The organism is Streptomyces coryli (assembly GCF_011044975.1).
GTDB lineage: Bacteria > Actinomycetota > Actinomycetes > Streptomycetales > Streptomycetaceae > Streptomyces > Streptomyces coryli.
The window spans coordinates 1-24,140 of sequence record NZ_JAAKZV010000115.1 but is presented as its reverse complement, the minus strand read 5'-3'; the positions used below and the strand labels follow the sequence as shown (position 1 = coordinate 24,140).

The following is a 24,140-nucleotide window of genomic DNA, read 5'->3' as shown; positions in this document are numbered from 1 at the left end:
CCACCCACCCCCGTAAAATCGCGCGTCTGCCCCGCTCCCCGGCCGTAGCCGGGGGTGCCCCCGCCCGGTCGGAACCGGTCGGCATCGAACCACCCCCCTACTCCACCCGCCGGAGGCACTTCCGCATGTCCACGCCCGCCGACCCACCGGCCGCCGACCCGGCCGCCGACCCCCTGGAACGCGAGCGCGCCCACCTCGCCCAATCCCGCACCGCCCTGCGCGCCATGCGCGCCGACGTCGAGGCGCTCGACATCAGCGACGTCACCGCGAACTGGGTCAACGCCGAGGTGCTCCAGTCCCAGATCGACGACCGCATCAAGGCCCTCGCCGACCTCTCCGACACGCCCCTCTTCTTCGGCCGCCTCGACTATCTGCACGCCGTGGGCGCCGACCAGGCCGAGGGCGCGGAGGGCGAGAGCCCCGCCGACGGAGTCGGCTATCAGACACTGCACATCGGCCGCCGCCACGTCCACGACGCCGACGGCGACCCGATGGTGATCGACTGGCGCGCGCCCGTATCGCAGCCCTTCTACCGGGCCTCCAAGACCGACCCCCTCGACGTAGCCCTCCGCCGCCGCTTCGGCTACGACCGCGGCGAGATCACGGCGTACGAGGACGAGCACCTCTCCGACCCCGCCGAGGCAGCAAAGTCCTCCAAGCTGCTCCAGCAGGAGATCGAGAAGCCGCGCGTCGGCCCGATGCGCGACATCGTCGCGACCATCCAGCCCGAGCAGGACGAGATCGTCCGCCAGGACATCGGCGGCACGATCTGCGTGCAGGGCGCCCCCGGCACCGGCAAGACCGCCGTCGGCCTGCACCGCGTCGCGTATCTCCTCTACGCGCACCGCGACCGCCTCGCCCGCACCGGCACCCTCGTCATCGGCCCGAACGACTCCTTCCTCCGCTACATCGAGCAGGTCCTCCCCGCCCTCGGCGAGCTGGAGGTCAGGCAGTCGACGGTCGGCGGTCTCGTCGAAAAGGCGGCGGGCGTCGAACTCCGCGGCACCGACTCCGCCACCACCGCCGCCCTCAAGGGCGACGCCCGCATGGCCGAGGTGCTGCGCCGCGCGGTCCGCTCCGGCGTGACGATGCCGGCCGAGCCGGTCGTGGTCGTCCGCGGTTCGCGGCGCTGGCGGATCCCGGCGTACGAGCTGGAGGAGCTGGTGCGGGAGCTGCTCGCCCGCGACATCCGCTACGGCGCCGCCCGCGACGCGCTGCCCCAGCGCATCGCGCACGCCGTGCTCGTACGCATGGAGCAGGCCGGCGAGGCCCCGGACGACCGGGTGCAGGACGCGGTCGCGCGCAACGCGGCCGTGAAGGCGGCGGTCAAGGCCTGCTGGCCGGCCGTGGACCCGGCGAAACTGGTGCTGCGGCTGCTCTCGGACGCCGACTTCCTCGCCGAGCAGGCGGCCGGCGTCCTCACCCCCGAGGAGCAGAAGCTGCTGCTGTGGGAGAAGCCGCCGCGGTCGGTGAAGTCGGCCAAGTGGTCGGCGGCGGACGCGGTGTTGATCGACGAGGCGACGGACCTCGTCCAGCGCACCCCGTCCCTCGGCCACGTGGTCCTGGACGAGGCGCAGGACCTCTCCCCGATGCAGTACCGCGCGGTGGGCCGGCGCTGCACCACTGGCTCCGCCACGGTCCTCGGCGACATCGCGCAGGGCACGACCCCCTGGGCGACGGCCAGTTGGAACGAGGCCCTGACCCACCTCGGCAAGCCCGACTCCCAGGTCGAGGAACTCACCCAGGGCTTCCGCGTCCCCCGCCAGGTCATCGCCTACGCCTCAAGACTGCTCCCGGCGATCGCCCCCGGCCTCACGGAGGCCACCTCCATCCGCGAATCGGAAGGCGACCTGACGATCGAGCGGGTGGCACCGGGCGACCTCGACGACGCACTGGCACTCGCGTGCCTGACGGCGCTGGAAAAGGAAGGCTCAATCGGCCTGATCGCAGCAGACGCCCGCCTCCCGCTGATCGCAAAAGCCCTGGCAGCCGCAGGCCTCCCCCACCTCACCCCAGGCGAGGAAACAACAGCCGACTCCCGCCTGACCCTGGTCCCGGCCTCCCTGGCAAAGGGCCTCGAATACGACTACGTAGTCCTCGACGACCCCTCAGCCATCGTCGACGGCGAACCGGACGAACGAACGGGGTTGAGGCGCCTGTACGTCTGCCTGACCCGAGCTGTGTCGGGCCTCGCGGTGATCCACGCGGCGGCCCTGCCGGAGCAGTTGGCCGCCGCTTAGCCCGTACGGATAGCTGAAGCACCCGCGACGCCGACCTCCCCTGGTGAGGCGCCGCGGGTGCGGTTCGAGTTCCCCGTGTGTCAGCGGGCGTCTGCGTGTTGGCGGGCGGCCAGGGTGTGGGCCGCCTCGCGGGTGGCTGGGTAGAGGTTCAGGTAGAGGTCGTAGAGCTCCTCGTAGACCTTGCCGCGGGTCGGGTCCGGGCTCACCACCGACTCCACCGGGTTCCACGACGCGATGTCTCCCGGCGACGCCAGGCCCGCCCCCACCGCTGCCAGGAAGGTGTCGCCGTAGGCTGCGCCTATTGTGTGGCGGGGGATCTCTTGGGGTTTGCCCGTTACGTCCGAGACGATCTGGGTCCATAGCTCTCTTGCGCCGCCGCCTACCGCGATCAGGCGGCGGATGTCGCCGCCGCCCTCTGTCATTGCTGCGAGGTTGTGGCGGACGCCGAAGGCCGTTCCCTCCAGGGCCGCCCGGTACAGGTGGCCGCGGCCGTGGCGGAGGGTCAGGCCGTGGATCAGGCCGCGGGCGTCCGGGTCGAAGAGGGGGGAGCGTTCGCCCGCGAAGTACGGGAGCATCAGCAAGCCCTCCGCACCCGCCGGGACGTCCGCCGCCTCCGCGACCAGCGTTCCGTAGTCCGAGCCCGTCAGGTCGCGCAGCCACCCCGTCACCGCGCCCGAGGTCGCCATGCCGCCGGCGAGGCAGTACGTGCCCTCGAAGGCGCCTGCCGTTCCCCACAGTTGCTTGCTCGCCACCGGGGCGTCGACGAAGTTCACCAGGAACATCGTCGTGCCGTACATCAGCATCAGATCGCCGGGAGCGGTGGCGCCCACCGCCGTCGCCTCCGCCCAGGCGTCGACCGTGCCCGCCACCACCGGCGTGCCGACGGCGAGGCCCGTAAGAGCGGCGGCCTCGGGCGTCACCGTCCCCACCACCTCCGACGGCCACACCAGCTCCGGCCACTCCAGGCCCGGCGCGATCTCGTCCCGCCACTCCTCGATCCAGGCGTTCGCCCCCAGGTCGTACAGCGGGGTGCACTGCGACGCCGAGTGGTGGTCGAGGACGTATGCGCCCGTCAGGCGGTACGCCAGCCAGGAGCTGGCCATATACCAGCGGCGCGTGCGCCCGTAGACCGATGGCTCCTGCTCACGCAGCCATTCCAGCTTCGGTCCGATCGCCTGGCTGGTGAGTGTGGAGCCGCAGCGGCGCATGATCTCGGACTCGCCGTAGCGCGCCGTCTGCGCCGCGATCTGGTCGCCGGCGCGCGTGTCCACGCCGTACAGGATCGCCGGCCGCAATGGCTCGCCCGCCTCGTCCACCGGCAGCAGGCAAGGTCCGATGCCGCTCACCCCGACGGCGGCGACGGCCTCACCCGCCGCCGCAGCCGCGGCCGTCAACTCCCGGGCCAGGCCCAGGAAATCCGCCCACCAGACCGATGACGCGTCGTGCTCCACCCAGCCGGGCCGCGGCGTGGACGTGGCGTGTTCGCGTACGGACTGGGTGACGAGAGTGCCGTCGGGGCGGGTGAGGACGCCCTTCGATGACGACGTCCCGATGTCGATGCCCAGGAGAAGACTCATAACCCCACTGACCCCTAGTCGACCTTCTGGCTCATGTCGTACTGCTTGTAGATGTCCTCGGCGTTGTCCTTGGTGATCTCCACCGTGTCGAGGGTCTGCTTCTTCTCCACCTTCTTGCCCGCCGCCAGCTCGGACGCCGTCTTCGCGGCCTCCTCGGCGCCGGTCGGGTAGAGATACGTGCCGATCAGCTTGCCCTGCTGCACGGCACGGATGCCGCCGTCCGGGATCGCCAGGCCGTCGATGCCGATGAACTTGATGTCCTTGCCCTTGGCCCCGGCACCGGCCGCCGCCGACTGGGCGCCGATCGCCATCGGGTCGTTGTGCGCGTAAACGAGGTCGATCTTCGTGCCGCGCGCCAGCCACTGCTGCATGATCTTCGTGCCCTCGGGCTGCAGCCACTTGCCCTCGCGCTGCTCGACGACCTTGATGTCGTCGTGGCCCTTGAGGGCGTCCATGAAGCCCTTGTGCCGCTGCTTCTGCGGGTCGGTGGAGAGCAGGCCGCGGATCTCGCCGACGCTGCCGCCGTCGGGGAGCGCCTTGACCGCCGCCTCGCCCGCCTGCTTGCCGATCTGGTAGTTGTCGCCGCCGATGAAGGAGCTGTAGCAGTCGGTCTTCACGTCGCGGTCGAGGATGATGACCGGGATCTTGGACTGGCAGGCCTGCTCGACGGCCGGGGTGAGCGGGTCGGGCTCGTTCGGGGAGACGATCAGGACGTCGACCTTCTGCTGGATGAAGTTCTGCACCTGGCTGACCTGGCGGGCGTTGTCCTGCTTGGCGTCCGCGATCGGCAGCAGCTTGAGGTTGTCGTACTTCTTCGCGAAGTACTCGAGCTGCTTGTTGAGCTGCGCGCGGTACGGCTCGGCGTTGTTGGCCTGCGAGTAGCCGACGGTGAAGACCTTCTTGTCCTTGTCGCCGGCGTCGGAGGAGTCCTCGGTCTTGGAGGCGCAGCCGGCGGCGAGCGCCAGCGCGGCGGTCGCGGCCGTGGCGGCGGCCAGTGACTTTCTGGTGCGTGGGTGAGCGGTCATGCGACGTTCTCCTTACGGGCCGGGGTGAGGCGGTTCTTGATGCTGCGCAGCAGGTCGGGGCGCTGGAGGACGACCGCGATGACGACGATCAGGCCCTTGATGACCAACTGCCAGTTGTCGCTGACGGCGTTGAGGCCGAGGACGTTGTCGAGGAGCGTGAGGATCAGGGCGCCGACGAAGGTGCCGATGATGGTGCCCTTGCCGCCGGCGAGGGAGGCGCCGCCGATGACGGCCGCGGCAATGGCGTCGAGCTCGTACGTATTGCCGGCCTGCGGGTCGGCGGAGACGGAGTACGCGGCGTCGATGGGGCCCGCGAAGCCCGCCAGCATGCCGGAGAGCGTGAAGACCGCGATGACCACGAGCGTGACGTTGATGCCGGAGAGCCGGGCCGCCGTCGGGTTGCCGCCGACCGCGTAGATGTGCCGCCCGAAGGTCGTACGGGACAGGATGAGATGGAAGACGATGCAGACGCCGATGAAGGCGAGGACGGGATAGTAGATGCCGTCCGGGCCGAGGATGCCGACGCCGACGTTGTGCCCCGGCGTACCGAGGGACTGGAACGACTCGGCGTTCTCGGTGAGTTTGCCGTCGGGCCCGGAGACGGTGGTCCCGACGGACTGGTTGTCCGACATCTGTCTGTCGAGCCCGCGGGCGATGGACAACATCGCCAGCGTCATGACGAAGGACTGAATCTTCAGTACGGACGTACCGATGCCGTTGACCAGCCCGAACGCGGCGCCGATCAGCATGCACAGCGGCACGATCTGCCACACCGGCATGTCGTGGTCGGCGAGCATCATCGCCGAGGCCATCGACGCGAAGCCCATCAGCGAGCCGACGGACAGGTCGATGCCGGCGGTGAGGATGACCAGCGTGACGCCGACGGCGAGGATGCCGCGGGAGGCGAAGGCGCCGATGGCGTTGGTGAGGTTGGTCTGGTCGAGGAAGGTGTCGCCCTTGGTGGCAATGCCGATGGCGACGATGAGGATGAGGCCGATATAGCTCTGCAGCGAGCCGAGCCAGGGCAGGATCCTCTTGGCGCGGGTGAGGGTGCCGGCCCCGTTTCCGCTGTCCTTCGCGAGGTCGGGGAGAGTCTCGGTCATCTGTCGTTCCCGTTGGTTCCGTTGACGGTGACGGTGACGGTCTCGCGGTCCATCGCCGCGGTGAGGATCGCTTCCTGCTCGGCTACGGGCCCGCGCGCCGGATCCCGGTGGAACTCACCGGTCAGCCGCCCCTCGCAGAGCACCAGCACCCGGTCGCACATCCCGATCAGCTCGGGCAGCTCGGACGAGACCGCGACGATGGCGGTCCCCTGCGCGGCCAGCTCGTCCATCAGCGCGTGGATCTCGGCCTTGGCGCCTACGTCGATGCCGCGGGTCGGCTCGTCCATGAGCAGCACGGACGGCTTGGTGAGCAGGCACTTGGCGAGGACGACCTTCTGCTGGTTGCCGCCGGAGAGGTTCCCGACGTGCGTCTCCAGGCTGGGCGTCTTCACCTTCAGGCTCTCGACCTGCTCGGCTACGGCGATGCGCTCGCGCCGCTTGTTCACGGTCCGCCACGGGTTGCGGTAGCGGGAGAGGGCGGCCAAGGACCCGTTGAAACGGACCGTGTTGGCGAGGACCAGACTCTGCGCCTTGCGGTCCTCGGCGACGAGCGCGAGCCCGCGCCGGATCGCGTAACCCGGGGTACGGGGCCGGTACGGCTCGCCGTCGACGCTGATCTCCCCGTACGCCCGCGGCCCGTAATGCCCGAACAGCGCCTGCAGCACCTCGCTGCGCCCGGCGCCCATCAGCCCGGCGAGCCCGACGATCTCCCCGGCGCGGACGGTGAGGTCGATGCCGTGGAGGGAGGGCCCGCCGTCGGGATCGTTGTAGCCGAGCCCTGTGGCCTGAAGCCTGATGTCCCCACCGCTGTGCTGACCCGGCCGCCGCGGGAACAGCTCCCCGAGCGGCCGCCCCACCATCAGCTGGATAAGCTCGGCGCGGGTGGTCTCGGCCATCGCGCGATGCCCGACATACGCCCCGTCCCGCAGCACGGTGACGGTGTCGGCGATCTCCTCCAGCTCCTCGAGCCGGTGCGAGATGTAGACGACGCCGACGCCCTGCGCGGTGAGATCGCGGATGACGGTGAAGAGACGGCGTACTTCAGCGTCGGCGAGGGCGGACGTCGGCTCGTCCATGACGAGGAGCTTGACGTTGAGATTGAGCGCCTTGGCGACCTCGATGAGCTGCTGCTCGGCTATGCGGCAGTTCTTGACGAGACGGCGGGGCGGGGTGGAGAGCCCGAGCCCGGCGAGGAGCTCGCGGGCGCGCTTGTCCATGGCTTTGCGGTCGACGGTGCCGCGGACGGTTTTGGGCTCGCGTCCGAGGAATATGTTCTCCGCGACCGAGAGCTCGGGTACGAGGTTGAGCTCCTGGTGGATCATCCCGATGCCGTAGCGCTGGGCATCCTTGGGCGAGTGGATACGGGCGCGGACACCGTCCCGCTCGATGGTGCCCTCGTAGTCGGCGTGGACGCCGGCGAGGACGTTCATGAGGGTGGACTTGCCGGCGCCGTTCTCGCCGAGGAGAGCTACTACTTCGCCGGCGTGGACGGTGAGATGCACCCCTTTGAGGGCGCGCACGCCCGGAAAGCTCTTGGCGATGTCGCGCATCGCGAGCAGCGGAGGCGCTTCGCTTTGCATGGCGGTTGGTCGCCTTCCTTGCGTTGGTCTGTGGAACCGCGCTGCCGCGCGGTGTCCTCAATCGCGGACGGGCTTGATTCGGACCGGCTTGCGCCGGACGGGCCATCAAGCCCGTCCGGCGCTTGAGGACGAGCGCCGCTAGGCGCGATTAACGCCGCGCGCTCAAGCCGCGTCGCCGAAGCCGTCGTACCGAATGCCCAACTGCGCACACACCGCCCGCAGATCCGCGACGTAGTCGCCCGGCACCGCGTGAATGTGGTTGCTCCCGAACTTCGTCAGGAACTCCTCCGCAGACGGGCTGAGCCGCGCGAACGCATGCGGCCACTCCCACGTAGTGGCCCGCATCATCCGCTCGTTCGTCTCCGCGTCGTAGTTCTCGAAGGACCCCCGCATCACATGCATGCGGTAATCCCCGTCCTCCCGCGTCAGCCGCGCGAAGGTGAGGTCGCCGGGCGCCGCGAGGTGCTGCACCGACGCGCCGCCGGCCGGGAAGTAGAAGACCTCGGGGAAGAAGTTGACCTTGCTGAGGTTCTCGGCGGGGTCGTCGGAACGCGCCGCGTACCAGGTGGCGTGCTGACCGGAGTTGCACAGGTCCCAGACGCCCTTCTCCTGGTCGTAGTGCCGGATGTCGGCGAAGAAGGCCGGGTCGCCGGAGAGCAGCTTCAGGATCTGCATCGTCATGGCGCCGTCCATGTCGGCCTCGGTGGAGGTCACATGGGTCTCCTTGGGCCCTTCCCAGTCGTACGGGTCGTTGAGGAAGGCCTCGGTGACGTCCATCGTGGCGAAGTTGGCCGTCAGCTCCGGCTGGCCCTTGATCCCGGAGAAGTCCAGATTCCACTCGGCGATGAGCTCCTTCATCGCGTAGTACGAGCGGATCTGCCGCTCCAGCAGCTCGGGCGTCAGCCGGTCACCGTCGTAGTGGACACCGGCGGCATGCTTCTCGAGCCACAGCCGCCCCTGCTTGACGAGGGAGGCGTCGGCGTTCTCGGAGCGCCGCACGATCTCCCACTGGTCGATCTCCTCGACGTCGACGCCGAAGATCTTCATCCACTGGTCGGTGTTGGCGGTCGCGGTGTACATCCCCATCGGCCGCCCGCCGACCCGCCCGAAGGTGGACCCGCGCAGGCCCTGAACGGCGGCCCCGGCCCGTACATTCGAGAGAATCCGCGCCTTGGTGGCGGGGTCCTTGAGGTCGCCCCAGGCGCGGGCATGCACCCGGCCTATCTGGTCGAGGCTGCCGCCGCCCGCGAGCATGCCGACCATGCCGGGGAACTGCGGGTCGATGTTCGCGACCATCAGGATCGGTCCCGGCGTCGACTCGGCGGCCAGCATGGTGAAGTGCGGGAAGGTCCACACCGAGTGGTGGAAGATCGTCAGATCCACGTGCTGGTCGGCGAGGTAGCGGGCCTGCGAGGTGGCGAGCACATTGGACTCCACGTGCTCGGGCGCAATGATCACCTCATGCCCGGCCTCGGCCAGCATCCCGGCCAGCTCCTGCCCGGCGCGGGTGACGTGCTCGCGGACGTCCCGCTGCACGTAGTCGCGGCCGTCGGAGATGGAGAGCAGACCGATGCGTGCCATATTTCATTCCTCCAGGGGAGAGAGGGCGTTACTTGAGGCCGGATGTCTTGACGGAATCGACGATCTGGCGTTGGAAGGTGAAGAAGATCGCGATCATCGGAATGGCGGCGATCATGGTGCCGGCGAGGATGTAGTTGTAGTTCGACGTGGTCTGGGTCGCGAACTGCGCCAGCGCCGTCTGAATGACCTGCAGATCCGGGTCCGTGGTGACGACCAACGGCCAGACGAAGGCATTCCAGTTCGCCAGGAAGAAGAAGATCGCCAGTGCGGAGAGGACAGGCCGGGACATCGGCAGGACGATGCTCCAGTAGACCCGCCAGTGGTTGCAGCCGTCGACAATCGCCGCCTCTTCCAGCTCCCTTGGGAAGCCGAGGTAGAACTGGCGGAGCAGGAAGATGCCGAAGGCATTGAAGATGGCCGGGATGATGAGGCCGCCATAGCTGTTCAGGAGGCCGAGTTCGCGGACCACCATGAAGAGCGGGATCAGCACCACGGGGGCTGTGATGAGCAGCGTGGCGAAGACCATCGTGAAGATCTTCTCGCGCCCCGGGAAACGCAGCCGGGCGAGAGCATAGGCACACATCGAGTGGAAGAACAACGCCACGACCGTGATGACCACGGAGACGAAGAAGCTGTTCAGCAGATAGCGGCCGAAGTCCGATCCCGAGAAGATGTACTCGAAGTTGCTGAAGGTGAAATCGGTGGGGATCAGCTTGCCGTCATTCACCGTCGCCCGGGTCTTGAACGACGACGTGACCATCCACAGGAAGGGGAAGATCGTGATGACCGAAGCCAGGATCGCAAGGGCGATAAGGCCGCCACGGCCGGCCCGCTGCTTTCGAAGTGCGGTCGCGTTCTCACTGGCCATCGTCGAACCTCCCGCTCTTCGTGACCTTGAAGATCACGCCGGCCAGCAGGACCATGATCAGCACGAGGAATGTGCCCATGGCCGACGCATAGCCGTATTCACCGAATCCGAAGGCCTGCGTGTAGATGTAGTAGATGATCAGCGAAGTCCCGTTGGCGGGACCGCCCTTGGTCATCGTGAAGATGAGGTCCAGGCCGCCGGTCAGCGCCGCGACGGTGGACATGATGAGGACGAAGAAGCTGGTGGGCCTGAGCAGCGGCCAGGTGATGCTGCGGAACTGGGCCCAGGGGCCGGCGCCGTCGATCCTCGCGGCGTCGTAGTACTCCTTCGGGATGTCCTGCAGGCCGGCGAGGAAAATGATCATGTAGTAGCCCATCATGACCCAGACCATGATGGCGATCAGGGTGAAAAGGGCCAGTTCGGGCTTGCCGAGCCACGGCTCGCCTTCCATGCCGAGGCCGCGCAGCGACTTGTTCACCACGCCCAGTTGCTCGTCGAGCATGAATTTCCACAGCAGGCCGACCACGGCGAGGCTGATCATGTACGGCAGGAAGAGCGCCGTGCGGTAGAAGCTGGTGCCGGGCAGCTTCTGCTTCATCAGCAGCCCGAGCCCGAGGCTCACACAGAAGAGCACCGGCACGAGGACCACCACGTAGATCCCGGTGAGCCGCATGGACTCCCAGAACATCGGGTCCTGGAACATCCGCTCGTAGTTGGCGAGTCCGACCCATTCGTAGGTGCCGAAGCCACTGACCTGGAACAGGCTCAGGACGACGGAGAGCACCATGGGAATGCCGACGAAGAGCAGCAGCCCGAGCCCGTCCGGGAGGATGAACAGCGCTGCGGCCAGCCATTCCCGGTGTTTGCGGCTCATTCCCTGCTTGACCGGCTTCGCCGGTGTGGCGGCTTCGGTCTTGCCGGTCCGGTCCGGTGCGGCGACGCTGGTCATATCAGACTCGCCCCCTTGTAGCTCTTCATGAATGCCTCGATGGACTGTGCGGCACGCTCCACTTCGCTGTTCACGCCCTTGCCGGCGAGCATGGTGCCCTGAATGGCGTCCGACACGGCCTTGTAGACCACCGGGGGATAGCGCGGCTCGGCGCGGCCTCCGGGCGCGATGTCGTCCTTGAACTTCTTCAGCGCCCAGAAGTCGTAGCCGCCCTTCTCGGTCGCCCGGTCCAGGACCGACTTCCGCGGCGCCACATCCGACTTCGCGACGGTGCACCACTCGACCATGCGGTCGATGCATTCCTCGTCGTTCTTGCCGAGCGCCCAGGCGCAGAACTCCGCGGCCTGCTCGGGGTTGTTGCCCTTGGCGTTGGCGGCGAAGGCCCAACCGCCCAGTGCGGTCGAGTACTTACCGCCCGGCGGGATCGGCAGCTTGAAGAATCCGTACTTGTGCTTGGGCGCGTACGCCTTGAAGTTGGAAACGTTCCAGATGCCGTTCATCCACATGCCCACAAGGCCTGTCTTGAAGGCGCTCAGAAAGTCGCCGGCCGCCGGCATGGTGCGCGGCGCGATACCGTGCGCCACCGCGTCCTGCCAGAGTCCGAGGGCCTGGCGGGCGGCCTTGGAGTCGAAGGCCGCGTTCCCGTCGCCGTCGATGACGTTGCCGCCGCCCTGCCACAGCCACGGGTACCAGGTGAAGTTCTGGTAGTAGCCGGGGTTGGTCTCGAAGACGAGGCCGGCCGTGGTCTTGGAGCGCAGCTTGTCGCCGACGTCGAGCATCTGGTCCCACGTGGTGGGGATGTCGCCCTCCGACAGACCGCGCTTCTCCCAGGTGGCGACGTCGAAGTACATCGCCAGCGGCTCGACCTCCATCGGGAGGGCGTAGACCTTGCCGTCGACGGTGCGGCTGTTGAGGCTGTCGCCGTAGTCCTCGACGACGCCCTTGTCCAGGTGCGGCGTGAGGTCCTGGAGCACGCCGCCGTTCTGGTAGCGCAGGAAGTCGCCGGGGCTGAGCAGCCAGATGTCAGGACCGTCGTCGGCGGCGAACGCGGACGGGAGCTTGTAGCCGCCGTTGTAGTCCGCGCCGGGGATGAAGACCAGATCGATCTTCACGTCATGGCTGTCGTTCCACTGCTTGACCAGGTCCGTGAGCCACTTGGCCTGCGCCTTGATCGCCGGGTCCTGGGTCTGCTGCGGCGCGTAGAAATTCCAGAACGTCAGCCTCTTGCCATCCGCCTTAGCCGACCCCCCGCATCCGGAAATCAGCGGAGTGGCCGCGGCCGCCGCCGCCACCCCCGCCGCTCCCCCGATGAAGCGGCGGCGGGTCGGCGGCGGCGCGGTGCCGGCGTCTTTGCCGTGCTGGAGCATCGCCTTGCTCCCGTCTCTCTGTGAGTACGTGCCTGCCTGTGGGTACTGCGCGTGTCACATGTGCGTGTCGGCCTCGAGGTCCAGCAGCCCCGGCGTCGCCGGGAGGGAGGTGCCGCTGGACGGCCGGTCCAGGTAGAAGAGCGAAGTCGACGCGATGTCGTCGTGGTTGACCCGGTAGCGGTGCGGCAGCCCGTTGCCCTGCCCCCGCCCGATGCCGAGGCACTGCACCGTCACCTTCAGGTCCTCGGCGAAGCGGATCGGGTCGGCGACGTGCCAGCGGTACATCCCGAAGCGCTGCTGGCTGTCGTAGAGGCCGTCCGGCTTCAGCACCTGGTTCATGCCGAGATACGGGGTCGTGAACTCGGTGTAGCCCTGCCCGGGGACGTCGAAGTTCCAGGCGCCGCCGAAGTAGTCTTCGGTCCCCGTACCGCAGATGGTCGGCCACTCGTCGTCGCCGTCGAGGAAGAACTTCAGCTCGCCCTCGCCCCACCAGCCGGGGCTGTTGACCGCCCAGGCCAGGTACGTGCCCACGTACTGCCCGGCGCCCTCGACGCCCGCAAGCAGCGTGTGGATGCCGTCCGCGACCGGGTTGCTGCGCCGCCACTGCGCGTGGAAGTAGGAGGCCTCGTCCGCGACTTCGCCGAGCTCGTAGTCGACCTGGTAGTAGAGCGTCATCTGCTCGGCGGCCAGGTTCTCCAGCGTGATCCGGGCCTTGCGCCGGAAGGGCATCGGCCAGTAGCAGTTGAAGCCGCCGTTGGGGTTCGCCGCGACCGGGATCGACGACACCTGGCTGAAGCGGTTCCAGCCGTTGCAGAAGAAGTCGCCCAGCGGGACCTCCACCGCCGGCATCTCCTCGCCCTCCCAGTACAGCCGCAGCAGCGTCTGCCGCCAGGCGGCGTGCGGGGCCGTCGTGCACCAGATGTGCTTGATGGTGCCGGGGCCTTCGATGTCCGCGAGCACCGCGGTCTCGCCGGCCGCGATGTCGATGCTGGGCGAGACCTTCCAGCCGCGCCCGAGGCGGCTCGCCGCCTGTGCGCCGGTGCCTTCCGTGGCCATGCCGCCCGCACCCTTGGCGCCGGTGAAGTTCTCGGCGCTAATGGAGCGGGTGACCGCGGTGCTGCGGTGGGCGAGGCCGTCCAGGCCGAACGTGGTGCTCATCGTCGAGGCTCCATATGAAATCGATTTCTTGGCACAGCCGACAAGGGTCGACCAAGGGAGTACCTGAGGTGCGTTGGGTGTGGAATCCCCCTGCGAGGCGGCCCCTCGGAGGATCCCTTGAAATCCATTTCACGTGAACGTAAAGTTCAGGCCAGACGGTGTCAAGGGGTCGGGATGACCCACCGCCGCAGGCTTGGGCGGAGAATGGGGCCGACGACACCCAGCGCGGTCACACCCGCGCCTGATGGAGGGGTTCGGGTACGAAAACCGTGACGACGATCAACGATGTGGCCCGCGCGGCCGGAGTCTCCCCGGCCACGGTCTCCCGTGTTTTCAACGGCGGCCGGGTCACCGCGGAGCGCGCCGAACGCGTCCGCAAGACCGCCGCGGAGATGGGCTTCGCACCGAACCGGGTGGCCCGCTCCCTGCGCAAGCAGCGGGCGAGCGTCATAGGACTGATCATCCCGGACATCGAGAACCCCTTCTTCACGTCGCTGGCGCGCGGGGTCGAGGACGCGGCGCAGCAGACCAACCTGTCGGTGGTGCTGTGCAATTCGGACGAGGACGTCGACAAGGAGCGCCGCTATCTGGAGATCGCGGCGGCCGAGCAGATGGCGGGCGTGATCGTCGCGGCCGCGTCCCGTAACCGCACCGACCTGTCGCTGATGGCGAACCGCAAGATGCCGGTGGTCGCCGTCGACCGCCGCCCGCGCGGCGCGTCCGTGGACGCGGTCATGGTCGACAACCAGCACGGCGGCGAGGAGGCCACGGCCCATCTGCTGCGCAGCGGCTATCGCCGGATCGCCTGCATCGCGGGCCCGGAAGGCGCTTCCACCTCGGAGGAACGTCTCGCCGGCTACCGCTCAGTGGTCCGCGACCACCTCCGCGAGGAGGGCGTGGGCGGCGAGCCGCCGCGCGAGTACGTCCGGCACGGCGACTTCCGCGTCGAGGGCGGCCGCGCCGCGATGGCCGAACTGCTGGCACTGCCGGAGCCCCCGGACGCGGTCTTCGTCGCGAACAACCTCATGACGGTGGGCGCGCTGCAGGCCCTCCGCGAGGCGGGAATCGAACCCCCGGCCTTCGGCGTCCTGTCCTTCGGCGACGTCCCGTGGGCGTCCCTGGTGCGGCCCCCGCTGTCGACGGTCCAGCTCCCGTCGTACGACCTGGGCTGGACGGCCGCGGGACTGCTGCAGGACCGCATCGCGGGCACGGACAAGCCCCTGCAGACGGTGGTCCTGCGGACGGCACTGCAGGTCAGGGAATCAACCTCGGGACCGGGCCAGCGCAGCGCGCTGTGAGCGGGGGGCGCATTCGGTGGATCACTCGCGCAACTGCAGCCGGCGGATGTCACCGCGAACGAACACGTCGTGCACGTACACCTGGCGCGCTGTCCGTCTCCAGTCGGTCATCAAGCGACGGTCACGCGCGTGCCATTGAAGTCGGCGACGATCTCCAGCTTGCCGCCGAGCGCGGCGATGTACGCGGCGATGGTGCCGACCTCGGCGGACGTGGTTTTGCCGCGCTCGATGGCCGATACGCGCTCCTGCCGCACGTGCATCCGCGAGGCGACCTCTGCCGTCGCTCAAGCTCATCCAGCCACTCGCCGTGACGATCAATCCCGCTACGGACGCGGGTGACCTGGGGTTACCCTCCCGCCATGACAGACAGCACCCACCCCACCGGCCTCACCCCCACCGACCTCCGGCACCTCCGTCGCTGCGTCGAGCTCGCGCGGGAAGCGCTCGACGATGGTGATGAGCCCTTCGGGTCGGTCCTCGTCGACCCGCAGGGGGAGGTCCGCTTCAGCGACCGCAATCGCGTCAAGGACGGGGACGCCACCCGCCACCCCGAGTTCGAGATCGCCCGCTGGGCGGCCGCGCACCTCACCCCCGCGGAGCGGCGCGACAGCGTCGTCTACACCTCCGGCGAGCACTGCCCGATGTGCAGCGCCGCGCACGCCTGGGTCGGGCTCGGGCGGATCGTGTACGCGGCGAGCACCGAGCAGCTCGTCGGCTGGCTCCAGCAGTGGGGCGTCGCCCCCGCCCCGGTCGCCGGGCTGCCGGTCCAGGCGATCGCGCCCGGCATCGAGACCGCGGGGCCCGCCCCAGAGCTCACCGAGGAGATCCGCGGGCTGCACGCGCGGCTGCACGGTGTCCAGTAAGTGAATTTCCGCAGGTGGGCAGCGGTGCGGGAATGATGTAGCCCGCAGCCATTGTTTGCGCAGGCATGTCCCACTCCGCTGCCGTGCCTGACTCAGCCCTGCCCGCGAAGCGCAAGCTCCCCGTCGCCGTCTACGTCCTCGGCCTCGCCGTCTTCGCGCTCGGCACGTCCGAGTTCATGCTCTCGGGCCTGCTGCCGCCGATCGCCGACGACCTCGGGGTCTCGATCCCGGACGCCGGCCTGCTGATCTCGGCCTTCGCGATCGGCATGGTGGTCGGAGCGCCGCTGCTCGCGGCCGGGACGATACGGCTGCCGCGGCGTACGACCCTCATCGGTCTCCTGATCGTCTTCGCGGCCGGACACGTCGTCGGCGCCGTCGCCGACTCGTATGCGCTGCTCTTCGCCACCCGCGTCATCAGCGCCCTCGCCTGCGCCGGTTTCTGGGCGGTGGGTGCGGCCGTGGCGATCTCCATGGTCCCGGTCGACGCCCGCGCCCGCGCCATGGGCGTGATCGTCGGCGGCCTCAGCGTCGCCAACGTGGCCGGCGTCCCCGGCGGCGCCTTCCTCGGCCAGCACCTCGGCTGGCGGTCGGCGTTCTGGGCGGTGACCGTGATGACGCTGGTCGCGCTGGTCGGTGTGGTCACGCTCGTACCGAAGACGGACCGCAAGCCCGGCGAGGAGCCGCCGCGGCTGAAGGCCGAGCTGCAGGTCTACCGCAATCCGCAGGTCTGGCTGGCGATGGGCACCGTCGCGCTCTTCGCGGCCTCGGTCTTCTCCTTCTTCTCCTACCTCGCGCCGCTGCTGGAGGACGTCTCCGGGCTGAGCGAGGGCTGGGTGCCGATGGTCCTCGCCCTCTTCGGTGTCGGCGCCTTCATCGGTACGACGATCGGCGGCCGGGTGGCGGACGACCACCTCTTCGGGACCCTCTATACGGGCCTGTCGGCGACGGTCGTGGTGCTGATCCTGGCCACCTTCCTCGCGGACTACCCGATCGCGATGGTGATCCTTTCCGGCCTGCTGGGCCTGGCCGCCTTCACCACCGCACCGGCGCTCAATGCCCGCGTCTTCAACATCGCCAACGGCGCCCCGACGCTGGCCGGCGCGACGGCCACGTCCTCCTTCAACGTCGGCAACACGGTCGGCCCGTGGCTCGGCGGCCTGGTCATCAACGCGGGCCTCGGCTACCGCTCCACCGCCTGGACCGGCGCGATCCTCGCGGCCCTGGCGGTCGCGGCGGTGGCGGTGGCGTCGCGTACGGCGCGCAGCGAGACGCGCCTGGTGGCGGCGTCGGAGGTACCCGCTGACACCGAGGTGCCGGCGGCCGTCCGCGACTAGCTCCAGCCCTCACGCGGACACCACCCGCAGCGCCAGGGCGGCGACGGCGAGCGCACCGAGGACGGCGGCCGGGGCGAACGTGTAGTCACGGGCCCGCAGGTGGGTGGCGACGGCGCCGGCGAAGAACAGCGCGACCCCGACCGCGGCCGCGACCCCGACCAGGGGGACGGCCAGGCCGGCGAGCAGGCCCGCCGCGCCCGCCAGCTTGACGGCGGCCAGCCGCGGCAGCCATGCCTTCGGGACGCCCATCCGGGTCAGGTCGGCGGCGACCTGGCCGTCGGTGGCGAAGGTGGCCTTGGCGGAGGCGGCGAGGGCGACGGTGAGCAGGGCGGCGACGACTGCGTAGGCGATGAACACGGGGACTCCCAGGTCAGGTCAGCTGCGGATGGTGGGGCGGATGGCCGGACCGGCCATGACACGTAAAGTACAACGGTGATTGTAAAAAGTGCAACCAACGTTGCACTTGAAGTGTGGGGTCCCCGGGACTCGTCAGCTCGTCCGCCGCCGGAACAGCGCCCCCGACGCGGCCACCGCCACCACCGCGATCCCCGCGCACCACGCGACCGCCTGCCACCCGCTGCCGCCCACCGGCTGGTCGAGGAGCAGCTTGCGCATCGACTCGATCACCGGCGTCACCGGCTGGTGTTCGGCGAAGCCGCGCAGCCAGGAGGGCATGGTGTCGACCGGGACGAAGCCGCTGGAGGGGTACGGCAGGAAGGCGATGAAGAAGGTGAAGCCGCCTGCCGCTTCGGGGGACTTGGCGACCAGGCCCACCGCCGCCGCCAGCCAGGACAGCGCGATGATGTAGCAGACCAGCACGCCGATCGCCGCGAGCCAGCCGGCCGCCGACGCCTGCGGACGGAAGCCGATCGCCATGGCCACGCCGAAGACCACGGCGGTGGCGGCGAGATTGCGGGCCAGCGAGGCCGCGACATGCCCGGCCAGGATCGCCCGGCCGCCGACGTCCATCGAGCGGAAGCGGTCGATGATCCCGTTGTGCATGTCGCTGGCCACGGCCATGGCGGTGTTCCCGGCGCCGAAGCCCGCGCACAGGATCAGCACGCCGGGCACCACGTACTGCACGTACTCGCCGCCGGTCTCGATCGCCCCGCCGAAGAAGTAGACGAAGACGCACATCAGCATCACCGGCATCACCAGCGCGGTGATCAGCGCGTCGGGCGTACGGGCGCTGAGCCGGACCGAACGGCCGGTCATGGTGAGGGCGTTAGACATGGGCGGGCTCCTTGGCGGTGAGGGTCATGAAGACGTCGTCGAGGCTGGCCTCGTGGACCGCGAAGCGCTCGACGAGGCGGCGGTCCGGGTCGACGGCGTCGAGGAGTTCGCGGACGTGCTCGGCGCGGCCGCTGGTCGCCACGCCGAGCCGCAGCTCGTCCGGTTCGCGGCGGACGACGAGATCGCCGAGCAGCCGGTCCGCCTCCTCGTACGCCCCCCGCCCGGCGAAGGCGAGATCCAGCCGCTCCCCGGACACCCGCCGCTTCAGCTCGGCGGCCGTGCCCTCGGCGACGATCAGCCCGCCGTCGATGAGCGCGATCCGGCCGGCGAGCCGGTCGGCCTCCTCCAGGTACTGGGTGGTGAGAAAGACCGTCACGCCCGCGTCGGCGAGCCCGGCCACCAGCTCCCACACCTCCTGCCGGCTGCGCGGGTCGAGCCCGGTGGTCGGCTCGTCGAGGAAGATCACGGACGGCTCGCCGACCAGCGAGGCGGCGAGGTCGAGGCGGCGGCGCATGCCACCGGAGTACGTGCCCACCCGCCGGCTCGCGGCGTCGGTGAGCCGGAAGCGGCCCAGCAGCTCGTCGGCGCGGGTGCGGGCGGCGGCCCGGGACAGACCGGCGAGCCGGCCCATCATCCGCAGGTTCTCCGCGCCGGTGAGCTCCTCGTCCAGGGCCGCGTACTGGCCGGTGACGCTGATCGCCCGGCGGACGGCCGACCGCTCGGCGGTGACGTCCTTCCCGGCGATACGGGCCGTGCCGCCGCCGGCGGTGAGGAGCGTGGCGAGGATGCGGACGGTGGTGGTCTTGCCGGCGCCGTTCGGTCCGAGCAGGGCGAAGACGGTGCCGGGGGCGACGGAGAGGTCGATGCCGCGCAGGACGGCGACGTCTCCGTAGGACTTGGTGAGGCCGCGGGCCTCGATGGCGGGTGGGGTCAAGGGTGGGGTCATGGGTGCCGGACTCCTTCTGCGTATGCCATACGCGCTACTGCGTAGAGCATACACGGTACTGCGTATGGCATAAACTGCCGCCATGGAGAGCGATCCGCCCGCCGATGCCTCAGCCGATTCCCCCGCCGCCTTCCCCGCCAGCCTCGAAGTCGCCTGGGGCCTGCGCGACCGGCCGCACAAGGGCCCCAAGCGCGGCCTCACCCTCGACGGCATCGTGACGGCGGCGATCGCGGTGGCCGACGCCGAAGGCATCGAGGCGGTGTCGATGAGCCGGGTGGCCAAGGAGCTCGGCGCCTCGACGATGGCGCTGTACCGCTATGTGGCCACCAAGGACGAGCTCGTCATGCTGATGGTGGACGCCGCGATCGGCCCGCCCGTGCCGCTGCCGGCGGACGCCACCGGCTGGCGGCCGGCGCTGGAGCACTGGGCGACGGCGATGCGCGAATCGCTGCTCACGCACCTGTGGGCGATCCCCCTGGTGGCGGCGCACGGCCCGCCGGTCACGCCGAACCAGCTGGCCTGGCTGGACCAGTCCCTGCAGGCCCTGGCGGACACCGGCCTCGGCTACGACGAGAAGGTCGCGGTCTCACTGCTGGTCAGCGGCCTGGTCAGGAGCGAGCTCTCGCTCGTGGCGCTGATGCGCCAGGACCCGGCGGGCACGGCGCAGCGGCTGGCGGGTTACGGCAAGTTCCTCGCCCGCGTGACCGAGAACGGCCGGCTGCCGGCGCTGCGCGCGGCGGTGACGGACGGGGCCTTCGACGACCTGGACGCGGATCTGGCGGACGAGGCCGACGAGTTCGACGACTTCGCCTTCGGCCTGCAGCGGGCGCTGGACGGGGTGGCGGCCTACCTGGGGGAGTGAGAGCCGCCGCCGAGCAGCTCCAGCTCGGTGGTGAGGTTGTGGCGGGCGCGCTGTTCCCACTCCCGCTGCCCGTACGGGGTGCGGAACAGCCGTGGCAGCGCGAGCAGTTGGCGCAGTACCCCGGCGCGGCCCTCGCGGAAGGCGTCGTCCGGCACGAAGCCGTATTCCTCGCGGACGGCGGCGGCGTAGGCCCCGTAGTCCTCCGGCGTCCCGGCCAGCACCGCGAGGTCGGCGTCGCAGAGGACCTCGCCGTTGCGGTCCCCGGCGGCCGGGTCGTGGGCGACGGTCAGCCGGACGAGACGGGCGACCTCGGCGACGTCGCCCGCGGCCAGGCCCGCCTCGGTGAGCGCGACCTCGGCCAGGTGCGCGCTGCGCTCCTCGTTCTCGGTGCGGTCCGGCCGGTAGACGGCGTCGTGGAACCAGGCGGCGAGGCGTACGACATCGGGATCCGCCGCATGGCCGGCCAGCTCGTCGATGCGGGCGAGGACGGCGGCGAGGTGAGCGGTGTCGTGATAGCGCCGGTGCGGCTCGGCCCAGCGGTCGAGGAGTTTCTGTCCGTACGGGGCCGGGAGACCGAGTGCGTTCCAGCGGGTGAGGAGGGCGGTGCGGGCGGCGTCGCTCATGGACGCCATTCTCCGGGATGTGACATTCTGGGCGCCATGTCTAGACCAATTTTGCTCGAAGTCATCGCCCTCGACGCCGCGGACGCGGCCGCCGCGCAGGCCGGCGGGGCCGACCGGCTCGAGCTGGTCAGCGACATGGCCGCGGACGGCCTGACGCCGTCGGTGGCGACTTTTGCGGCGGTGCGGGCGGCCGTGGAGATCCCGGTGCGGGTCATGCTGCGGGCGGCTGACGGCTTTGCGGCGGGGGATGTATCGGCGCTGGTGGCGGCGGCGGGAGAGCTGCGGGCGGCCGGGGCCGACGAGTTCGTGCTCGGCTTCCTGGACGCGGACGGGCGGGCGGACATGGCCGCGGTGGGCGAGCTGGCCGCCGCGCTGGACGGCTGCCACTGGACCTTCCACCGGGCGATCGACCGGGCCGCGGACCGCGAGGTGCTGCGCAAGCAGCTGGCGGAGACGCCGGGCCTGGACACGTACCTGACGGCGGGCTCGGCTGCCGGCGTCGCGACCGGCCTCCCGGTCCTGACGGCCGAGGCGGCGCGGGCGATGGCCGGCGACCCGGGCTACGCCCCGCGGATCCTCGCGGGCGGCGGCCTCCACCGCGAGCACGTGGCTCCGCTGCGGGCGGCGGGCGTGGATGCCTTCCACATCGGCAGCGCGGTCCGTCCCGACGGCTGGGACGCGGCGGTGTCGGCGGACGCGGTGCGGGAGTGGCGGCAGTTGGTGGACGGCTGAGGGCGTACGCGAGCACGGAAGCCGTCCTGACGGCGGCGGTCGGGGTGGCGGCGCTCGGGGTGCGACAGGGCCGCCGCCGAACCTCGACGCGCGCCCCTCAGTCCCGCCGCCCGCCCCGCTTGCGCCGCCGCAGGCCCGCCTCCGTCAGCCGTCCCACCAGCTCCTTGCTGCCGATCGGCTTCGCGCCCAGTGCCACCGCGTTGTCGTACAGCCGCGACGGCACGTCGTAGTGGTCGCCGTCGAAGCCGCGGCGCGGGACGCCGAGGCGCTCGGCGAAGTCGTGCAGTTCGTCGTACGAGACGTCGCTGACCAGGTGGGACCACATGCGGCCGTGGCCGGGCCACGACGGCGGGTCGATGTAGATCACCGGCGGATCACTTGACCGCCGGGAGCCGGCCGACCGCGGCCACCGTGGTGCCGGTCTCGCCGCAGACCCAGTGCGGATCCGGGCCCATCTCCGGCTCGACGACCAGGGCGTGCGGGCCGCCCTCGTCCGTATCCGCGCAGACCGGGCAGAGCGGCCAGCGGCCGTAGCGCTCCAGCAGCGAATCCTGTACGTCCTGCGCCACCAGACCGGCCACGAAGGTCACACCCTCGGGCCACTGCTCGGCCCACCAGCGGCGGTGGGTGACGGAGTCCTCCAGGAGCGAGACGACGTCGGGCCCCGCGATGTCCCCGGACGTCAGATCCGCCAGGACCAGCGCTCTGGCCACGTGCAGCGCCTGCTCGATCTCCATGTCTCCATTGTCCACGAAGTGCCGTCCGGCGACTCCCGGTACGGGAGGAGGGGTTGACTCCCGCACACACCTGAAAATACCTTTCACCTGTGAGCTACAGCGTGAAGGAAACTTTCACCTCCGGTACCTCCAGCGGCAGCGCCGTCGCGCCGCCCGCCCCTGCCGCCCTGGCGGCCAAGGTGCGCACGGTGGCGCCGTCCATGACCCGCTCCATGCAGCGGGTCGCCGAAGCCGTGGCCGGCGACCCGGCTGGGTGTGCCGCGCTCACCGTCACGGGGCTCGCGGAGCGCACGGGCACGAGTGAGGCCACCGTCGTACGCACCGCCCGGCTGCTCGGCTATCCGGGATACCGGGACCTGCGCCTCGCCCTCGCCGCGGCCGCCGCCCAGCAGGAGGCAGGCCAGGCCCCGTCGGTCACCGCCGACATCGCTGTCGACGACCCGGTCGCCGACGTGATCGTCAAGCTCGCCCGCGATGAGCAGCAGGCCCTCGCGGACACCGCCGCCGGCATCGACCCGGTGCAGCTGGAGGCCGCCGTCGCCGCCATGGCCACGGCCCGCCGCATCGACGTCTACGGCATCGGCGCGTCCAACCTCGTCGGCCAGGACCTGGTGCAGAAGCTGCTGCGCATCGGCTCCATCGCGCACGCGCCCGTGGACCCGCACCTCGCCGTCACCAACGCCGTGCAGCTGCGCGCCGGGGACGTGGCCATCGCCATCACCCACTCGGGCCGCACGGTCGACGTGATCGAGCCGCTGCGCGTCGCCTTCGACCACGGCGCCACCACGATCGCCATCACCGGCCGCCCCGACGGCCCCATCTCGCAGTACGCCGACCATGTGCTGACCACCTCCACCGGCCGGGAGAGCGAGCTGCGGCCCGCGGCGATGTCATCGCGTACCGGACAGCTGCTCGTGGTGGACTGTCTCTTCATAGGCGTCGCCCAGCGCACCTACGAGAGAGCCGCACCGGCTCTATCGGCGTCCTACGAGGCGCTGGCCCACCGGCACAGCCCGCGGCCGACGCGCGGCTGAGCCCGGACCGCTCGCCGCAGAAGGCCTTTCGCCTTGCACCACCGACCTCCCCTGCACCCGGATCGAAAGAGCCGCTCCCACATGCCCTCGACCGCTGAACCGGCCGATCTCCGGCGCCAGCTGGAGTCCATGACCACCGAGGCCTTCCGGCCGGAGCTGTCGGAGATCGACCGCCTGCCGACGCTGGAGATCGCCCAGATCATGAACGGCGAGGACGCCACCGTGCCCGGCGCCGTCGCCACCCAACTGCCGGTGATCGCGGCCGCGATCGACGCCGCCGCGGCGCGGATGGCGCGCGGCGGCCGGCTGATCTACATCGGCGCGGGCACGGCGGGGCGGCTCGGGGTGGTGGACGCGAGCGAGTGCCCGCCGACGTTCAACACCGCGCCGGGGCAGGTGATCGGGGTGATCGCGGGCGGCGACGGCGCGATCCGCACCTCCGTGGAGGGCGCGGAGGACAGCCGCGAGCTCGCGGCCGCTGAACTGGACCGGATCGGTCTGACCCCCGACGACACGGTGGTCTCCATCTCGGCCTCGGGCCGCACCCCGTACGCGATCGCGGCGGTCGAGCACGCGCGGGCGCGCGGCGCGCTGACGGTGGGCCTGTCCTGCAACGGCGGCTCGGCGCTGGCCGCGGCGGCGGACCACGGCATCGAGGTCGTGGTGGGGCCTGAACTGATCGCGGGCTCCACGCGATTGAAGGCGGGCACGGCGCAGAAGCTGGTGCTCAACATGATCTCGACGATCACGATGATCAGGCTCGGGAAGACGTACGGGAATCTGATGGTCGACGTGCGGGCATCGAACGACAAGCTGCGGGCGCGATCGCGACGGATCGTCGCGCTGGCGACGGGCGCCGCGGACGCGGAGATCGAGGCGGCGCTGGCGGCTACGGGCGGCGAGGTGAAGGACGCGATCCTGGTGATCGCGGGGGGCGTGGACGCGATGACCGCGACGCGGCTACTGGCGGAGAGCAAGGGGCATTTGCGGGCAGCGCTGCAGCTGGCGCTGCGGGACTAGGGGTTTTCCC

24 protein-coding genes are annotated in these 24,140 nt (G+C 70.3%); 8 read left to right on the top strand and 16 right to left on the bottom strand.

The genetic code is table 11. The annotated features are described in order from the left end of the window. The first annotated feature begins 125 nt into the window (after nt 1–125). On the top strand, nt 126–2,240 hold the full coding sequence (locus tag G5C51_RS23715) for a HelD family protein (RefSeq protein ID WP_165240206.1): 2,115 nt from the start codon (nt 126–128) through the stop codon (nt 2,238–2,240). Between the two features lie 80 nt (nt 2,241–2,320). Here G5C51_RS23715 and G5C51_RS23710 read toward each other — a convergent pair whose 3' ends face one another. From G5C51_RS23710 to G5C51_RS23670, 9 genes are all read right to left on the bottom strand, one after another. Continuing rightward, entirely contained in the window at nt 2,321–3,817 is a 1,497-nt protein-coding gene (locus G5C51_RS23710) for an FGGY-family carbohydrate kinase (RefSeq protein WP_165240205.1), read from the bottom strand. 14 nt (nt 3,818–3,831) lie between these two features. Beyond that, nucleotides 3,832–4,842, bottom strand: a complete 1,011-nt coding sequence (locus G5C51_RS23705; RefSeq protein WP_165240204.1) for a substrate-binding domain-containing protein — start codon at nt 4,840–4,842, stop codon at nt 3,832–3,834. Beyond that, on the bottom strand, nt 4,839–5,945 hold the full coding sequence (locus tag G5C51_RS23700) for an ABC transporter permease (protein ID WP_165240203.1): 1,107 nt from the start codon (nt 5,943–5,945) through the stop codon (nt 4,839–4,841). The genes G5C51_RS23705 and G5C51_RS23700 overlap by 4 nt, the downstream gene beginning before the upstream one ends. After that, nucleotides 5,942–7,525, bottom strand: a complete 1,584-nt coding sequence (locus tag G5C51_RS23695; RefSeq protein WP_165240202.1) for a sugar ABC transporter ATP-binding protein — start codon at nt 7,523–7,525, stop codon at nt 5,942–5,944. The genes G5C51_RS23700 and G5C51_RS23695 overlap by 4 nt, the downstream gene beginning before the upstream one ends. Before the next feature lie 162 nt (nt 7,526–7,687). Then, entirely contained in the window at nt 7,688–9,106 is a 1,419-nt protein-coding gene (locus G5C51_RS23690; RefSeq protein WP_165240201.1) for an L-fucose/L-arabinose isomerase family protein, read from the bottom strand. Nucleotides 9,107–9,134: 28 nt separating this feature from the next. Next, nucleotides 9,135–9,974: a carbohydrate ABC transporter permease gene (locus tag G5C51_RS23685; protein ID WP_165240200.1), complete on the bottom strand. Its 840-nt coding sequence runs from the start codon at nt 9,972–9,974 to the stop codon at nt 9,135–9,137. Further along, complete coding sequence (locus tag G5C51_RS23680) at nt 9,964–10,923, bottom strand: carbohydrate ABC transporter permease (protein ID WP_165240199.1); 960 nt, start codon at nt 10,921–10,923, stop codon at nt 9,964–9,966. Before G5C51_RS23680 ends, G5C51_RS23685 begins: the two co-directional genes overlap by 11 nt. Then, nucleotides 10,920–12,290 (bottom strand): ABC transporter substrate-binding protein, encoded by a 1,371-nt coding sequence (locus G5C51_RS23675; protein ID WP_165240198.1) that lies wholly within the window; start codon nt 12,288–12,290, stop codon nt 10,920–10,922. Before G5C51_RS23675 ends, G5C51_RS23680 begins: the two co-directional genes overlap by 4 nt. A 54-nt stretch (nt 12,291–12,344) precedes the next feature. Further along, nucleotides 12,345–13,448: a glycoside hydrolase family 172 protein gene (locus G5C51_RS23670; protein WP_165240197.1), complete on the bottom strand. Its 1,104-nt coding sequence runs from the start codon at nt 13,446–13,448 to the stop codon at nt 12,345–12,347. 269 nt (nt 13,449–13,717) lie between these two features. On the opposite strand from G5C51_RS23670, the gene G5C51_RS23665 reads away from it, so the two are divergent. Continuing rightward, the gene (locus G5C51_RS23665) at nt 13,718–14,746 is read left to right on the top strand and encodes a substrate-binding domain-containing protein (RefSeq protein ID WP_165240196.1); all 1,029 of its coding nucleotides are present in this window, start codon (nt 13,718–13,720) and stop codon (nt 14,744–14,746) included. 110 nt (nt 14,747–14,856) lie between these two features. On the opposite strand, the gene G5C51_RS23660 is transcribed toward G5C51_RS23665, so the two are convergent. After that, the gene (locus G5C51_RS23660) at nt 14,857–15,006 is read right to left on the bottom strand and encodes a helix-turn-helix domain-containing protein (RefSeq protein ID WP_165240195.1); all 150 of its coding nucleotides are present in this window, start codon (nt 15,004–15,006) and stop codon (nt 14,857–14,859) included. A gap of 99 nt (nt 15,007–15,105) precedes the next feature. On the opposite strand from G5C51_RS23660, the gene G5C51_RS23655 reads away from it, so the two are divergent. Continuing rightward, nucleotides 15,106–15,609, top strand: coding sequence for a nucleoside deaminase (locus tag G5C51_RS23655; protein ID WP_165240194.1), 504 nt, complete (start codon nt 15,106–15,108; stop codon nt 15,607–15,609). 65 nt (nt 15,610–15,674) lie between these two features. After that, nucleotides 15,675–16,943, top strand: coding sequence for a Cmx/CmrA family chloramphenicol efflux MFS transporter (locus tag G5C51_RS23650; RefSeq protein ID WP_165240193.1), 1,269 nt, complete (start codon nt 15,675–15,677; stop codon nt 16,941–16,943). A gap of 9 nt (nt 16,944–16,952) precedes the next feature. Here G5C51_RS23650 and G5C51_RS23645 read toward each other — a convergent pair whose 3' ends face one another. From G5C51_RS23645 to G5C51_RS23635, 3 genes are all read right to left on the bottom strand, one after another. Continuing rightward, nucleotides 16,953–17,300 carry a DoxX family protein gene (locus tag G5C51_RS23645; protein WP_165240192.1) on the bottom strand — a complete coding sequence of 116 codons (348 nt, stop codon included), beginning with the start codon at nt 17,298–17,300 and terminating at the stop codon, nt 16,953–16,955. A 132-nt stretch (nt 17,301–17,432) separates the two neighbouring features. Further along, nucleotides 17,433–18,176, bottom strand: a complete 744-nt coding sequence (locus G5C51_RS23640; RefSeq protein WP_165240191.1) for an ABC transporter permease — start codon at nt 18,174–18,176, stop codon at nt 17,433–17,435. After that, on the bottom strand, nt 18,169–19,122 hold the full coding sequence (locus G5C51_RS23635; RefSeq protein ID WP_165240190.1) for an ATP-binding cassette domain-containing protein: 954 nt from the start codon (nt 19,120–19,122) through the stop codon (nt 18,169–18,171). The genes G5C51_RS23640 and G5C51_RS23635 overlap by 8 nt, the downstream gene beginning before the upstream one ends. Nucleotides 19,123–19,204: 82 nt before the next feature. On the opposite strand from G5C51_RS23635, the gene G5C51_RS23630 reads away from it, so the two are divergent. After that, nucleotides 19,205–19,984 carry a TetR/AcrR family transcriptional regulator gene (locus G5C51_RS23630; RefSeq protein WP_165240189.1) on the top strand — a complete coding sequence of 260 codons (780 nt, stop codon included), beginning with the start codon at nt 19,205–19,207 and terminating at the stop codon, nt 19,982–19,984. Here the strand turns inward: G5C51_RS23630 and G5C51_RS23625 are convergent. After that, complete coding sequence (locus G5C51_RS23625; RefSeq protein ID WP_165240188.1) at nt 19,969–20,607, bottom strand: HD domain-containing protein; 639 nt, start codon at nt 20,605–20,607, stop codon at nt 19,969–19,971. The two genes, G5C51_RS23630 and G5C51_RS23625, sit on opposite strands and share 16 nt — an antisense overlap. A 36-nt stretch (nt 20,608–20,643) precedes the next feature. On the opposite strand from G5C51_RS23625, the gene G5C51_RS23620 reads away from it, so the two are divergent. After that, the gene (locus G5C51_RS23620) at nt 20,644–21,339 is read left to right on the top strand and encodes a copper homeostasis protein CutC (RefSeq protein WP_165240187.1); all 696 of its coding nucleotides are present in this window, start codon (nt 20,644–20,646) and stop codon (nt 21,337–21,339) included. A gap of 97 nt (nt 21,340–21,436) precedes the next feature. On the opposite strand, the gene G5C51_RS23615 is transcribed toward G5C51_RS23620, so the two are convergent. Continuing rightward, nucleotides 21,437–21,706 (bottom strand): DUF4031 domain-containing protein, encoded by a 270-nt coding sequence (locus G5C51_RS23615; RefSeq protein ID WP_338118280.1) that lies wholly within the window; start codon nt 21,704–21,706, stop codon nt 21,437–21,439. Nucleotides 21,707–21,713: 7 nt separating this feature from the next. Then, nucleotides 21,714–22,076, bottom strand: coding sequence for a hypothetical protein (locus tag G5C51_RS23610; RefSeq protein ID WP_165240186.1), 363 nt, complete (start codon nt 22,074–22,076; stop codon nt 21,714–21,716). 89 nt (nt 22,077–22,165) lie between these two features. Here G5C51_RS23610 and G5C51_RS23605 point away from each other — a divergent pair, with 89 nt between their 5' ends. Together G5C51_RS23605 and murQ are read left to right on the top strand one after the other, a co-directional pair. Further along, the gene (locus G5C51_RS23605) at nt 22,166–23,110 is read left to right on the top strand and encodes an SIS domain-containing protein (protein WP_165240185.1); all 945 of its coding nucleotides are present in this window, start codon (nt 22,166–22,168) and stop codon (nt 23,108–23,110) included. A gap of 81 nt (nt 23,111–23,191) precedes the next feature. Beyond that, nucleotides 23,192–24,130, top strand: coding sequence for an N-acetylmuramic acid 6-phosphate etherase (gene murQ / locus G5C51_RS23600; RefSeq protein WP_165240184.1), 939 nt, complete (start codon nt 23,192–23,194; stop codon nt 24,128–24,130). The last annotated feature ends 10 nt before the right edge of the window (nt 24,131–24,140 follow it).